The sequence below is a fragment of the Dickeya sp. MK7 genome (assembly GCF_000406305.1).
Lineage (GTDB): Bacteria > Pseudomonadota > Gammaproteobacteria > Enterobacterales > Enterobacteriaceae > Dickeya > Dickeya fangzhongdai.
The window spans coordinates 3,142,678-3,155,957 of sequence record NZ_CM001984.1 but is presented as its reverse complement, the minus strand read 5'-3'; the positions used below and the strand labels follow the sequence as shown (position 1 = coordinate 3,155,957).

15 protein-coding genes are annotated in these 13,280 nt (G+C 52.9%); 8 read left to right on the top strand and 7 right to left on the bottom strand.

All coding sequences use genetic code 11. From position 1 onward, the window contains the following. Nucleotides 1–55 precede the first annotated feature (55 nt). From flgE to flgL, 8 genes are all read left to right on the top strand, one after another. Complete coding sequence (flgE, locus tag DXXMK7_RS13570) at nt 56–1,255, top strand: flagellar hook protein FlgE (RefSeq protein WP_038919569.1); 1,200 nt, start codon at nt 56–58, stop codon at nt 1,253–1,255. 21 nt (nt 1,256–1,276) lie between these two features. Next, a complete protein-coding gene (locus tag DXXMK7_RS13565; protein WP_038919568.1) occupies nt 1,277–2,032 on the top strand; it encodes a flagellar basal body rod protein FlgF in 756 nt (251 codons plus the stop codon). A gap of 26 nt (nt 2,033–2,058) precedes the next feature. Further along, complete coding sequence (gene flgG, locus DXXMK7_RS13560) at nt 2,059–2,841, top strand: flagellar basal-body rod protein FlgG (RefSeq protein WP_038919566.1); 783 nt, start codon at nt 2,059–2,061, stop codon at nt 2,839–2,841. A 133-nt stretch (nt 2,842–2,974) separates the two neighbouring features. Further along, nucleotides 2,975–3,691 (top strand): flagellar basal body L-ring protein FlgH, encoded by a 717-nt coding sequence (locus DXXMK7_RS13555; protein ID WP_033112348.1) that lies wholly within the window; start codon nt 2,975–2,977, stop codon nt 3,689–3,691. A gap of 16 nt (nt 3,692–3,707) precedes the next feature. Next, nucleotides 3,708–4,817: a flagellar basal body P-ring protein FlgI gene (locus DXXMK7_RS13550; RefSeq protein ID WP_038919565.1), complete on the top strand. Its 1,110-nt coding sequence runs from the start codon at nt 3,708–3,710 to the stop codon at nt 4,815–4,817. Next, the gene (gene flgJ, locus DXXMK7_RS13545; protein WP_038919564.1) at nt 4,817–5,767 is read left to right on the top strand and encodes a flagellar assembly peptidoglycan hydrolase FlgJ; all 951 of its coding nucleotides are present in this window, start codon (nt 4,817–4,819) and stop codon (nt 5,765–5,767) included. The genes DXXMK7_RS13550 and flgJ overlap by 1 nt, the downstream gene beginning before the upstream one ends. 126 nt (nt 5,768–5,893) lie before the next feature. Further along, on the top strand, nt 5,894–7,816 hold the full coding sequence (flgK, locus tag DXXMK7_RS13540; protein WP_038919563.1) for a flagellar hook-associated protein FlgK: 1,923 nt from the start codon (nt 5,894–5,896) through the stop codon (nt 7,814–7,816). Nucleotides 7,817–7,847: 31 nt separating this feature from the next. Further along, entirely contained in the window at nt 7,848–8,777 is a 930-nt protein-coding gene (flgL, locus tag DXXMK7_RS13535) for a flagellar hook-associated protein FlgL (protein ID WP_038919562.1), read from the top strand. A 171-nt stretch (nt 8,778–8,948) separates the two neighbouring features. Here flgL and fliR read toward each other — a convergent pair whose 3' ends face one another. From fliR to fliL, 7 genes are all read right to left on the bottom strand, one after another. Beyond that, nucleotides 8,949–9,731, bottom strand: coding sequence for a flagellar biosynthetic protein FliR (gene fliR, locus DXXMK7_RS13530; protein ID WP_038919560.1), 783 nt, complete (start codon nt 9,729–9,731; stop codon nt 8,949–8,951). A gap of 2 nt (nt 9,732–9,733) precedes the next feature. Next, the gene (gene fliQ / locus DXXMK7_RS13525; protein WP_013318499.1) at nt 9,734–10,003 is read right to left on the bottom strand and encodes a flagellar biosynthesis protein FliQ; all 270 of its coding nucleotides are present in this window, start codon (nt 10,001–10,003) and stop codon (nt 9,734–9,736) included. 43 nt (nt 10,004–10,046) lie between these two features. Next, entirely contained in the window at nt 10,047–10,745 is a 699-nt protein-coding gene (fliP, locus tag DXXMK7_RS13520) for a flagellar type III secretion system pore protein FliP (RefSeq protein ID WP_369831436.1), read from the bottom strand. A 74-nt stretch (nt 10,746–10,819) separates the two neighbouring features. Continuing rightward, nucleotides 10,820–11,239: a flagellar biosynthetic protein FliO gene (fliO, locus tag DXXMK7_RS13515; protein ID WP_038919557.1), complete on the bottom strand. Its 420-nt coding sequence runs from the start codon at nt 11,237–11,239 to the stop codon at nt 10,820–10,822. Beyond that, nucleotides 11,239–11,655, bottom strand: coding sequence for a flagellar motor switch protein FliN (fliN, locus tag DXXMK7_RS13510; RefSeq protein ID WP_038919556.1), 417 nt, complete (start codon nt 11,653–11,655; stop codon nt 11,239–11,241). The genes fliO and fliN overlap by 1 nt, the downstream gene beginning before the upstream one ends. Next, on the bottom strand, nt 11,648–12,664 hold the full coding sequence (fliM, locus tag DXXMK7_RS13505) for a flagellar motor switch protein FliM (protein ID WP_038667932.1): 1,017 nt from the start codon (nt 12,662–12,664) through the stop codon (nt 11,648–11,650). Before fliM ends, fliN begins: the two co-directional genes overlap by 8 nt. Nucleotides 12,665–12,669: 5 nt before the next feature. Beyond that, a complete protein-coding gene (fliL, locus tag DXXMK7_RS13500) occupies nt 12,670–13,158 on the bottom strand; it encodes a flagellar basal body-associated protein FliL (protein WP_038919555.1) in 489 nt (162 codons plus the stop codon). Between the last annotated feature and the right edge of the window lie 122 nt (nt 13,159–13,280).

The window sequence follows — 13,280 nt, the reverse complement described above, 5'->3', positions numbered from 1 at the left end:
TAACGCGCGTCACTTTTTTAGTGAATAACAGTTCATCAATATTCAGGAGAGCACTATGAGCTTTTCTCAGGCGGTCAGTGGCTTAAACGCTGCCTCTAACAATCTGGACGTGATTGGCAACAACATTGCCAACTCCGCTACCGTTGGTTTCAAAGCCAGTAATATCTCTTTTGCCGATATGTATGCCGGCTCCAACGTAGGTCTGGGGACCCGAGTTGCATCCGTACTGCAGGACTTTAGCAACGGTTCTATCACCGGTACGTCTCGTTCGCTGGATGTAGCCATTAACGGGAATGGTTTCTATCGTCTTCTTAACAGTAACGGCAGTGTGGTTTACAGCCGTAACGGTCAGTTCACCTTAGACAGCAGCCGTAATATCGTCAACGCGCAGGGGCTGCAGTTGACCGGTTATCCCGCCACCGGTACTCCGCCGACCATTCAGCAAGGTGCAGACCCGGTGGCGCTGAGCATACCGGAAACCACTATGTCGGCCAACGCGACGACCACGGCATCTATTATCGCCAACCTGAACTCATCGGATAGCACCAATACCTGGGACGCGACCGATCCGACCAATACCTCAAACTACAAGGGTTCCATCACTACCTACGATAGCTTGGGTAACGAGCATAACTTTGCGCTCTATTTTGTGAAAAGCGCCGCCAACAGCTGGAACGTGTACGCTCAGGATACCAGCATTACCGGCGCCGGTTTCCAGGGGCCGACCGCGTTGTCCTTTAATAACAGTGGTGCGCTGACGACGACGACGCCGGCGACGTTAACCATGGCGACGTTGAATGGTTCTGCCGCCAGTACCTTTACGCTTGCGTTTACCGGCACAGTACAGCAGAACAGCGGTTCCAATAGCACCAAGACGCCAACACAGAATGGTTATGCTCCGGGTGAATTGACCGGTTACAGCATCAGTAACGATGGTACGGTTGTCGGCTCTTATTCCAACTCGAAAACCCAGGTACTTGGGCAGATTGCGCTGGCTAACTTCGCTAACCCGGAAGGGTTGTCTCCCCAGGGGGATAACGTTTGGGCGGCAACCAGTAATTCTGGTCAGGCTGTTGTAGGTCTGGCAGGTTCCGGCAACCTGGGCAAACTGGTTGGTAAGGCGACGGAAAGTTCCAACGTCGATATGAGTAAGGAACTGGTTAACATGATCGTTGCCCAGCGTAACTATCAGTCGAATGCGCAGACCATCAAAACGCAGGATCAGATTCTCAATACACTGGTCAACCTGCGTTAATTATCATAACGGGGATATTGCATGGATCACGCTATCTATACAGCGATGGGCGCAGCAAGCCAGACGCTGGAGCAACAGGCCATTACGTCGAACAACATGGCCAACGCCTCGACGCCGGGCTTTCGCGCGCAGCTGGCTGCGATGCGTGCTGTGCCGATCCAGGGGGTGACCAACGAGACGCGCACACTGGTGATATCATCAACTCCTGGGGCGGATACCACCCCGGGTTCGATGGATTATACCGGGCGTTCGATGGATGTTGCCTTGTCGCAGGACGGCTGGCTGGCGGTGCGTGCTGCGGACGGCAGTGAAGCCTATACCCGCAACGGTAATATGGAAATCAACGCCAACGGGCAGTTGACCATTCAGGGCAACCTGGTGATGGGCGACGGCGGCCCGATTGACGTTCCGCCTCAGACTCAGCTTACTATCGGCCCTGACGGTACCATCAATGCGTTAAACCCTAGCGATGCCGCGAACACGGTTACCCAGATCGGGCGCCTGAAGCTGGCCAAGGCGACGGGAACCGAAGTGACCCGTGGCGACGACGGGCTTTTTCGTGTGTCCCCGGCCGCGCAGCAGCAGCGCGGTGCGGTATTACAGAATGACGCAACGGTCAGGGTAATGCCGGGGGTACTGGAAGGCAGTAACGTCAATACGGTTGAATCGATGGTGGAGATGATTTCCAACTCGCGCCGTTTTGAGATGCAGATGAAAGTGATCAGCAGCGTTGATGATAATACGCAACGTGCTAATCAGATACTTGCAATGAATTAAGTGCCCTTGCGCACAGGAGTGACTCGATGATCCGTTCTTTATGGATTGCCAAAACCGGTCTGAACGCCCAGCAAACCAATATGGATGTCATATCCAACAACCTGGCGAACGTCAGCACCAATGGTTTTAAGCGTCAGCGTGCCGTATTTGAGGACCTGATGTACCAGACAGTTCGTCAGCCAGGGGCGCAGTCTTCAGAACAGACCACACTGCCGTCAGGTCTGCAACTGGGGACTGGTGTGCGTCCGGTGGCAACCGAGCGCATTCATACGCAAGGCTCCTTTTCCGAAACCGGTAATGTGAAGGATATGGCGATCAAGGGCGCCGGTTTCTTCCAGGTGCTGATGCCGGATGGAACCACGGCGTATACCCGCGATGGCTCTTTCCAGCAGGACTCCAACGGTCAGCTGGTGACATCCAGCGGCTTTCAGGTCCAGCCGGCGATCACTATCCCGGCAAACTCCAGCAACCTGACGGTTGGCCGCGACGGGGTGGTCACCGTGACTCAGCAGGGGCAGACTGCGCCGGTGCAGATCGGACAGCTGAACCTGGCTATGTTCATCAACGAGGCGGGCCTGGAAAACCTCGGCGAAAACCTGTATGCGGAAACCGCCAGTTCCGGCGCGCCGACTCAGAGCACGCCTGGCCTGAACGGAGCGGGTCTGATTTATCAGAAATTCGTTGAAACATCGAACGTGAACGTCGCCGAAGAGTTGGTGTCGATGATCCAGACTCAACGCGCGTATGAAATCAACAGCAAGGCGATTTCTTCCACCGATCAGATGTTGCAGAAACTGACCCAGCTGTAATCTTTCCTGGGTAATGCTTGTTAAATAGGGTGGCGTTTTACTGATTTGCGGCTGGAATGCAGATGGGTAAAGTGGCCACCTTGATTCAATATGTGGATAGATTACTGAAAGTAAGGCGATATCCGTAGTGATGATGAATACGAAGTCGGTTGCAGCGTTGCAGCCATGTCGGCCCCGTCTGCTGGCATACGTGATGATGTTAACACTGTCCGGTTGCGCCTATATACCTCATGACAAGGTGGTGACCGGGCCAACGACAGCGCAGCCTGCACCGCCTTTACAGGCTATTCCCAACGGTTCTATTTTCCAGACCGGGCAGGCGATGAACTATGGCTATCAACCGATGTTTGAGGATCGTCGCCCAAGGAATGTAGGGGATACGCTTACCATTGTGCTGCAGGAAAACGTCAGCGCGAGCAAGAGTTCGTCGGCGAATGCCAGTCGTGATGCTTCCGGCTCGTTCGGTATGACCACGACGCCGCGTTTGCTGGAAGGCCCACTGGGCAATAACCGGGCCGCATTTAACGCTACCGGCAAAGATGACTTTACCGGGAAAGGCGGCGCCAACGCGAATAACACCTTTACCGGCACTATCACGGTTACCGTGGATCAGGTGCTGACGAATGGCAACCTGCACGTTGTGGGTGAAAAACAGATTGCAGTTAATCAGGGAACCGAATTTATTCGTTTCTCCGGGGTGGTAAACCCAAGAACTATCAGCGGCAGCAATACCGTACCGTCAACACAAGTGGCGGATGCGCGTATGGAATATGTGGGTAATGGCTACATTAATGAAACGCAGACCATGGGCTGGCTGCAACGGTTCTTCCTTAATGTTTCGCCGTTCTAAATTGATGAGGCATACAATGCGGATCACTTCAATCTTTACCGTTCTTCTTGCTTTGCTGATGGTGGTGGCTCCGCCTGCATCGGCCGAGCGTATCCGCGATCTGGTGAGTATTCAGGGCGTGCGTGATAATGCCCTGATTGGCTATGGTCTGGTGGTGGGGCTGGATGGCACCGGTGACCAAACCACGCAGACGCCGTTCACCACTCAAAGTCTGAACAACATGCTGTCTCAGTTGGGGATTACCGTTCCGGCTGGTACCAACATGCAGTTGAAAAACGTGGCTGCCGTTATGGTGACGGCAAAGTTGCCGGCGTTTGCCCGTTCGGGACAACCGGTGGATGTTGTCGTTTCTTCGATGGGTAACGCCAAGAGCCTGCGCGGCGGTACGCTGCTGATGACGCCGCTGAAAGGGGTGGATAATCAGATCTATGCTATCGCGCAGGGGAACGTATTGATCGGCGGCGCTGGCGCATCCGCGGGCGGCAGCAGCGTGCAGGTAAACCAACTGTCGGGCGGGCGTATCAGCGGCGGTGCAATCATCGAGCGTGAACTGCCCAATACTTTTGGCACCGGCAATACCATCATACTGCAGTTAAATCAGGATGATTTCACCATGGCACAGAGCATCAGCGATGCCATCAACCGTTTTGGTCGCGGTGGTTCGGCAGCTCCGCTGGACTCGCGTACTGTTCGGGTTGTGGTGCCTGCCGGCAACAGCGCTCAGGTGAGGTTCCTGGCCGACATGCAGAATATTGAGGTGAATGTCGGCACGCTGGACGCCAAGGTTATCATTAACTCTCGTACTGGCTCGGTGGTCATGAACCGCAATGTCCAACTGGAGAACTGCGCGGTCGCTCAGGGCAACCTGTCCGTTACCATCAACCAGCAAAATGTGGTAAGTCAGCCGAACACGCCGCTGGCAGGCGGGCAAACGGTCGTGACACCGCAAACGGAAATCTCCATGCGTCAGGAAGGCGGCGCGCTGCAACGAGTCAACTCCAGTGCGAATCTTAACAGTGTGGTCAGAGCATTGAACTCGCTTGGCGCCACGCCGATGGATCTGATGTCAATTCTTCAGGCGATGGAAAGTGCTGGTTGCCTGAGAGCGAAGCTGGAAATTATCTGATGAGCGATATGAAGGCGTTTAACAATCCTGCTTATGAGACACAGTCGCTTAACTCGCTGAAGCGGGATGTATCCAGTCATCCCCAGAGCCGGGAAGGGATTCGCGCTGTGGCTAAACAGTTGGAAGGCGTCTTCGTGCAGATGATGATGAAGAGTATGCGTGACGCGTTGCCGAAAGATGGCATTTTCAGCAGCGATCAAACCCGCATGCTCACATCAATGTATGACCAGCAACTGGCCCAGCAAATGTCGTCGGGCAAGGGGCTGGGATTGGCTTCCGTAATTGAAAAACAGATGATGGGCCAGGGCATTGCCGGGAATGAACCCGCATCGACGGCGCCTTTCAAACCCGATGGTCAATTAGCCCGGGCCATGCCTTCGTTTGTGCTGGAACAGATGGTGCGTAAGGCCGTCCCCAAACTACCGGAAAAATCGTCGGCGTTGCCGATGAGCAGCACCGACTTTATCTCCCGGTTGTCCACGCCAGCCATGCTGGTTAGCCAGCAAAGCGGTATCCCACATCATCTGATTATGGCGCAGGCTGCTCTGGAGTCCGGTTGGGGGCAGCGTGAGATTCCTACCGCCGATGGCCGTCGCAGTCACAACATTTTTGGTATTAAAGCCGGCAGTAGTTGGGATGGCCCGGTCACGGAAGTTACCACGACAGAATACGAGCAGGGCATCGCCAAAAAGGTCAAAGCCGCCTTCCGTGTGTACGGTTCTTATCTGGAAGCATTAAACGATTACGCCAAATTACTGACGCAGAATCCCCGTTATGCCGGTGTTTCTGCTGCGGCCACCGCAGAACAGGCTGCGGTGGCGCTGCAACAGGCAGGGTATGCGACTGACCCGGCTTATGCGAAGAAGCTGGTAAGCATGATTCAGCAGATGAAAAACTCGGGTGAAAAGGCGGTTCAGGCCTATACGCACGACCTGAGCGGGATTTTCTAATTTTCCTCAAGTTTTCAGCCCGTCTGCCGATAGCTATACAAGTTAATTTATAACGGCGATATCTTTTTGTGCCCGGTAATAGGTACTGCCCTGTCTGTGCATGAGTAAGAGTAAAAGGAACCCAGCATGTCCAATTTGATTAACACCGGAATGAGTGGTTTGAGTGCTGCCCAGGCGGCGTTGAGTACCGTCAGTAACAACATCAGTAACCAGGCTGTTACAGGGTATAGCCGTCAAAATGCACTGTTGGCACAGAACAACGGCACCAATCTTTCCGCCGGTTATATTGGCAACGGGGTCAGCGTTGTCAGCATCAATCGTGACTACAATGATTTCATTGCCAAACAGTTACGTGCGGCACAGACAACAAGCAGCGCGACCACGTCGTATTACAGCCAGATCTCCAAGATCGATAACCTGTTGTCGAGCAGTTCATCCAGCCTGTCCACCACAATTCAGGACTTCTTTAAGAACCTGCAGAACCTGACCAGCAATTCCAGCGATTCCTCAGTGCGTCAAACCGTGCTGGGCAAAGCCGGAGCCTTGGTCAATCAGTTCAAGATTACCGATCAGTACCTGCGTGATATGGACAGCAATATCAACGGCGAAATTTCCATCACCGTTACGCAAATTAATACTTATGCCAAACAGATTGCTGATATCAACGATCAGATTATTCGTCTGAAAGGCGCCAATAACGGCGCGTCGCCGAATGATCTGCTGGATCAGCGCGATAACCTGGTTAATGACCTGAACAAGCTGGTTGGCGTGGATGTGGCGGTCCAGGATGGCGACATTTACAACGTTGCATTGAAAAATGGCCTGACCCTGGTTCAGGGCAAAAGCTACAATACGCTGGTCGCTACGCCATCCAGCACTGACCCGGCTCGCACAACTGTTTCTTACAACGATGCGATCGCCGGCGTGAGTGAAGTAAAAGAAAGCACCATTACCGGTGGTTCTCTCGGCGGTTTGCTCAATTTCCGTACCAGTACGCTGGATAGCGCCCGCAATCAGTTGGGACAGATGGCGCTGGCGTTTGCCGATGCTTTCAACCAGCAACACAAAGCCGGGTACGACCTGAACAATGATCTGGGCGGGGATTTCTTTGGCGTTGGCTCATCCGTCACGTTAAAGAGCGCCAAAAATACGTCTGCTACCGAATTGACCTCGTCCTATCTGAGCGATACTTACTCAATGCAGTACAACGGAACGTCATGGAGCGTTACCCGCTCTGACGGTACGACAGCAGCCTCAACCCTGTCCGGCTCTGCATTGACCTTTGATGGTTTCACTATCGATATTTCCGGTTCGGCTGCATCAGGCGATACTTTCAGTTTCAAAGTATCACCGGGGCAATCATCCATTTCGCAAACTGCGCCGACCGGCTCAACGTCCGCCGCTTCGTTGACGCGTAACGACACCAACTACATTAAGGCAAGCGACTATAGCGTCAAATTCGTTGGTCCGGCAGCTAATGACTGGTCGATCACGCGTTTGTCGGATGGTGCCGACCTGTCTTCCTCTGCGACGTATACCGCAGCCAGCGGTTCGACGTCGGCCAGTCTGATTTTTGACGGGATGAAACTGGATATCTCCGGTACGCCGGCAGCGAAAGACCTGTTTACGGTCAAAGGTGTTCGCGATGTCGTCGTGGATATGTCGGTGAAAGTAACGGATTCGTCCAAGATTGCGGCGGCCGGTGTTTCGCTGACGTCAGCCGGTGGTGGCGTGAGTGATAACACCAACGCTAAAGCGTTACTGAATTTGCAGACCAGCAAGGTTGTAGAGAATAAATCCAGTATCAGTCAGGCGTATGCCAGTCTGGTCGGGGATATCGGCAACAAAACCAGTACCGCCAAGGTTACCGATACATCACAGAAAAATGTGGTGTCGCAGCTGACTACTGAGCAACAGTCTGTATCCGGCGTCAATCTGGATGAAGAGTATGGCGATCTGGTTCGTTTCCAGCAGTATTACATGGCGAATGCCAAGGTAATCCAGACTGCTTCGACGATCTTTGATGCCCTGTTGGCGATCCGTAGCTAAATTTGTGACGAGAAACAGTAAGGAATAAGTTATGCGACTGAGTACCAGTATTATTTTTCAGCAGAGCATGCAAGGCGTCACAGATGGATTGTCATCCTTCAGCAAAACGGGCCAGCAGCTTGCCAGCAACACTCGCGTGTTAACCCCTTCTGATGACCCGATAGCGGCGTCCAAGGCAGTTATGGTCAACCAGGCGCAGGCACAAAACGAGCAATATACGCTGGCGCGCACCTTTGCTGAAAATGGCATGAATAGCGAATTGTCTGTGCTGACCAACGTGGCGACCGCATTGACCTCGGCCAGCACGACGCTGTTAAGCGCGGACGGTACAAAGAATGATAACGATCGCCAGCTTATTGCAACCTCTCTGCGCGGCCTGAAATCTCAATTGCTCAATCTGGCAAACAGTACGGATGGTAATGGCAGCTATGTTTTCGGTGGCTACAAGACCGACTCTCAGCCGTTTACTACCAATGCGTCCGGCACCGTTAGCTATGTGGGTGGTAATCAGGCTATTTCCCAGCAAGTGGATGCGGACCGTATCATGTCTGTCGGGCATATTGGTTCCGACGTATTTAACAACGCGAGCGGTACCGCGGACATCTTCGGTGCGCTGGATAGCGCGATTAGCGCGCTGGAAACTCCGCTGGAAGGCGCCACTGATGCTGTGAAGAGTGCCAATACTGCATCAATGAGCGCAGCCAGTCAGAGCCTCAAGAACGCGCTGACTAACGTGTCTTCTGCGCAGGCAACGCTGGGTGTTCAACTGCAGGAGATCGACACGCTGGATAGCATTGGTACCGATCGTACTACGGCGAACAAACAGACATTGAGCGACCTGGTTGACATCGATATGGTTGCGACCATCTCCACATATATGATGCAACAACAGTCTCTGCAGGCTTCATATAAAGCCTTTAGCGATATGCAAAGTCTTTCGCTGTTCCAGCTTAATAAATAAAACGGAATAGCGACCCGTATTTGGATACGCTTAAACCGGGCGTATTCTTTTTGGCATGTCATCCTTAATAAGATGACATGCTTTTTTTTGCCGTGTATTTCGCAATGCGAATCAGGCCATTTTGGATAAGCCGCAGGTAAGGTGGAGGAAGATACCGAACGAATGGGCGGGTTACCCGGCAAAGCGGCTTAATAAGTCAGTCAATAAATCGTAGGTTTCGCCGAACAGTTTTTCTGCATAAGGCGAGAGCAGGAAGATCAGAAAACCCACGGTGATGATCCCGGCGAAGAGGGTGATGGGAAAGCCGATGGCAAAGATGGTTAGCTGTGGCGCGAGCCGGCTTAATAAGCCAAGCGCCATGTTGATAGTCAGCAGCAGTGTGATGAGGGGCAGGGCAAGCATCAGCCCGTTAGAAAATATCCTTCCGCCAGCCTCGGCCAGGGTCATAAATACGTTACCGCTGATCGGTTCGGCATTGATGGGGATGGTGTGAAAACTGTCAACCAGCAGCGATATCAACCATAGATGCCCATTCATGCTCAGAAAAAGCAGCAACGCCAGCAAGTTCATGAATCGTGCAACCACCGGCATATTTGGGCCGCCGCTGGGGTCAAAGAAGGTCGCAAACGAAAGCCCCATCTGCAGACCGATAATCTCACCGGCCAGACGGATAGCCGCAAACGCCAGTTGCATAGCAAAGCCCAGCATCGCGCCTATCAACACCTGTTGACATAGCATCCAGACACCGGCCGCGGAAAATATTGGAATCGAGGTATGGGGAATGCTCGGTGTAATGACAATAGTGATCAGCACTCCCAGACCGATCTTTACCCGACGAGTGATAGAGCGTTCGCTAAAGATCGGCGCGGTACTAATAAGCGCGAGGATCCTGACCAGTGGCCAGAAAAACTGGTTGAACCAACCGATCATGTCGATGCTGCTGAGGGTGACCATGTCTATCCAATCATGTTGGGAAATTGGCTGAACATTGTGCGCATATAATCAAGAATGACGCTGAGCATCCAGGGGCCGGCAACCACCAGCGTGAAAAATACCGTCAGCACTTTGGGAATGAATGACAGGGTCATTTCGTTGATTTGTGTGGCTGCCTGGAGCAGGCTGATAATCAAGCCGCTGACCAGTGCGGCGACAAGAGGAGGGCCTGCCAGCATCAGCGCTATTTTCATTGCTTCATAGCCTAAAGCCATGACGGATTCAGGAGTCATACAGGCATTCCTCTGATGTGGTGAACAGCAGTAACCGCATCGACTAAGTATAGAAACTCTGGGCCAGCGACCCCAGCAACAATTGCCACCCGTCAACCAGCACGAAGAGCATCAGCTTGAATGGTAACGAGATGGTGGCCGGGGGAACCATCATCATACCCAGCGCCATCAGTACACTGGCTACAACCAGGTCGATCAGCAGGAAAGGAATGAAAATCGTAAAACCGATCTGAAAGGCGGTTTTTAGCTCGCTGGTAACATAAGCCGGCACCAGTACCCGCATCGGAACCGCTTCCGGGCCTTGCAGTGAGGGAATCTGCGCCAGACGGGTAAATAAAGCCAAATCCGCTTCCCGGGTTTGCCGGAGCATGAATTCACGCAACGGCTGCGAGCCTTTTTCGATAGCCACTTCCATACTGATTTTATCTTCACTGAACGGACGATAGGCTTCGTCATAGATACGGTTCAGTACCGGAGACATCACAAAAAAAGTCAGAAACAGACTCAGTCCCAGCAACACCTGGTTGGGCGGCGCGGTTGGCGTTCCCAATGCGTTGCGCAGCAGGCTCAGGACGATGATGATACGGGTAAAACAGGTCATCATCAGCAATACCGCCGGAATAAAACTCAGCGATGTGATGAAAACCAACGTCTGAATCGGCAATGACCAGCTCTGCCCGCCGTTAGCCAGGGGCTGGCTGATAATACCGGGCAACTGCGCCAGTGCATGGGGGGCGATCATGAACAGAATGGAAGCCGCAGGATAACGTAGCAGGCGCAGCCATGCGGAGAAAGAAGTCGGACGCAGGGTGGTACTCATTCGGTTTTTTCCGGACGCGTGGTCGCTTTCTTGAGAAACTGGAGAAAATCGGCTGGCGCAATTTTTTCTGCCGATGCCGCTGCGTTGCCAACGGGACGCGCGGGCAGGGTATGTAAATGGGTGATCTGCTGGGCGGTTACCCCTAATACGAGCCAGGTATCGTCGACTTCAACAATCACGATACGTTCGCGTTGCCCGACTAGGCAAGACGACACCACTTTCATAACATTGCCGCTTTTGACCTGCGGCGCGATACCCAGTTTGCGTAACAGCCAGGCGACCAGCAAGATCAACAACAGCACACCGCACAAGGCGGTGCCGATTTGCGACAACAGCGCGCCGCCGGAAATAACGGATTCAGCAGCCGCGGGCGGCTGCTGAATGGTAGAGACAGTCTGTTGTGCGGTACCCGTCATTAACGGCCTAACCTGCGCATACGTTCTGACGGCGTAATAATATCGGTGATACGTACGCCATACTTGTCAGAGACGACCACGACTTCACCCTGAGCAATCAGATATCCGTTAATCATAATATCCAGCGGCTCACCGGCCAGGCCGTCCAGCGCTACCACGGAGCCCTGCGACAAACGCAGCAACTCTTTGATGGTCATTTTGGTGCGACCGAGCTCGACCGTCAGTTTGACCGGGATATCCAGAATCAGATCGATATCCTGCATTGAACCCTGCGTGTCCTGCACATCAAAGTTCTTAAAAATACCTTCGGTACTACCCGGCGCGCTTTTTTCTGCCGACTGCTGCTCGCTAAATGCATCAGCCCACAGATCGTCCACGGAATCCGTTTCTTCGGACGGTTTCTTGATGTCACTCATTGAGCGGTTCCTCGTCATTCAGAGAATTTAAAATGGGGTTAATCAAGTGTTCAACACGCAAGGCATATTGACCATCTAACGTACCGTATTGACAGGTCAGCACCGGCACGCCATCAACATGAGCCACCAGGCGTTCAGGTTTATCAATCGGCAAAATATCTCCGGGTTTGAGTTTCAAAACCTTTGACAGTCGAACCGGTATATCGACAAAGTTGGCGACCAGCTCCAGCTCCGAGTGCTGTACCTGCTTTGCCAGTGTTTCACGCCAATGCTGGTCTTCCTGCTGAGAGTTCTCCAGCGGCGGGTTAGCCAGCAATTCGCGTAAAGGCTCAATCATGGAGAACGGAATACAGATACTGAATTCACCGGTCAAGGTCCCGATTTCCAGATGGAAAGGGGTCGTCACCACGATATCGTTCGGCGATGTGGTGATGTTGGTGAATTTTACCTGCATTTCCGAACGCACATATTCCACATCTAACTTATAAATCGCATTCCAGGCATCACTGTAAGCTTCGAGCGCCAGTTTAAGCATCCGGCGCACAACACGCTGCTCGGTATGCGTAAATTCACGACCTTCAACCTTGGTGGGGAAACGACCGTCGCCGCCGAACAGGTTGTCCACGGCAATAAAGACCAGGCTGGGGGAGAACACAAACAGAGCCGTGCCGCGCAGCGGCTTCAGATGTATCAGGTTGAGGTTGGTCGGAACCGGCAGGTTACGCGCAAACTCATGATACGGCTGAATCTTGATAGCACCGACAGTAATATCCGGGCTACGACGAAGCAGGTTGAACAGCCCCATACGGAACTGACGTGCAAAACGTTCGTTGATGATCTCCAGCGCCTGCAGACGTTCACGAATGACGCGCCGTTGTGTATTGGGATCGTAGGGTTTGACATCCCCGTCTTTCTGCGAAGCAGCGTTGCTGGCATCAGCGCTACTATCGCCACTGTCACCGTTTAGCAGAGCGTCAATCTCTGCCTGTGAAAGAATGCTGTCACCCATAGTGATTACCGCAAAATGAAAGCAGTGAACAGGACATCGCTGACTACCTGGTTAGGTTGTCCAGGAACCAGCGGTGGGCTTAATACCTGCTTGATATCTTCAACCAGTTTTTGCTTGCCTTGTTCCGTTGCCAGAACAGACGAGCTCTGACGAGAAAACAGCATAATCAAACGACTGCGAATTTCCGGCAGATAATTGGTCAGGCGCGCACGGGTCGCTTCATCCGGCAGTCGCAGGGTGATCCCCACATACAGCACCCGATCCGGGTTGTTATCCGGAGATAACAGGTTAACGGTGAATGTATCCAAAGGCATGAACACCGGCGCTGGCGGCGGAGGCGGTTCGCTAGCTGCCGTTTCGGCTTTTTTCTGACTCAATAACCACCAGCCGGCACCCGCTGCGGCAGTGGCTGCCAGGGCGATAACAATCAAGAGTATCAGCCAGAGGGACCTCTTATTACCGCCTGACTGGGCTTTCTTATTAGACGTAGCCAATGATATATCCTGTTATTTATCAGTATCTAATGGCAAAGTCAGCCATTAGATAAATGCGTGATATCACGATTATCCCGCCTATTCACCGCTTCAATACAATGAATAAACAATAAAAAAAGCGT

What these genes read in the sequence shown, in the direction of transcription:
- flgG (WP_038919566.1), top strand. Translation starts at nt 2,059, where the DNA reads ATGATCCGTTCTTTATGGATTGCCAAAACCGGTCTGAACGCCCAGCAA.
- fliP (WP_369831436.1), bottom strand. Translation starts at nt 10,745, where the DNA reads ATGATCGCCCCCCATGCACTGGCGCAGTTGCCCGGTATTATCAGCCAG.
- flgJ (WP_038919564.1), top strand. Translation starts at nt 4,817, where the DNA reads ATGAGCGATATGAAGGCGTTTAACAATCCTGCTTATGAGACACAGTCG.
- flgE (WP_038919569.1), top strand. Translation starts at nt 56, where the DNA reads ATGAGCTTTTCTCAGGCGGTCAGTGGCTTAAACGCTGCCTCTAACAAT.
- DXXMK7_RS13565 (WP_038919568.1), top strand. Translation starts at nt 1,277, where the DNA reads ATGGATCACGCTATCTATACAGCGATGGGCGCAGCAAGCCAGACGCTG.
- flgK (WP_038919563.1), top strand. Translation starts at nt 5,894, where the DNA reads ATGTCCAATTTGATTAACACCGGAATGAGTGGTTTGAGTGCTGCCCAG.
- fliN (WP_038919556.1), bottom strand. Translation starts at nt 11,655, where the DNA reads ATGAGTGACATCAAGAAACCGTCCGAAGAAACGGATTCCGTGGACGAT.
- DXXMK7_RS13555 (WP_033112348.1), top strand. Translation starts at nt 2,975, where the DNA reads ATGAATACGAAGTCGGTTGCAGCGTTGCAGCCATGTCGGCCCCGTCTG.
- DXXMK7_RS13550 (WP_038919565.1), top strand. Translation starts at nt 3,708, where the DNA reads ATGCGGATCACTTCAATCTTTACCGTTCTTCTTGCTTTGCTGATGGTG.
- fliO (WP_038919557.1), bottom strand. Translation starts at nt 11,239, where the DNA reads ATGACGGGTACCGCACAACAGACTGTCTCTACCATTCAGCAGCCGCCC.
- fliQ (WP_013318499.1), bottom strand. Translation starts at nt 10,003, where the DNA reads ATGACTCCTGAATCCGTCATGGCTTTAGGCTATGAAGCAATGAAAATA.
- fliR (WP_038919560.1), bottom strand. Translation starts at nt 9,731, where the DNA reads ATGGTCACCCTCAGCAGCATCGACATGATCGGTTGGTTCAACCAGTTT.
- flgL (WP_038919562.1), top strand. Translation starts at nt 7,848, where the DNA reads ATGCGACTGAGTACCAGTATTATTTTTCAGCAGAGCATGCAAGGCGTC.
- fliM (WP_038667932.1), bottom strand. Translation starts at nt 12,664, where the DNA reads ATGGGTGACAGCATTCTTTCACAGGCAGAGATTGACGCTCTGCTAAAC.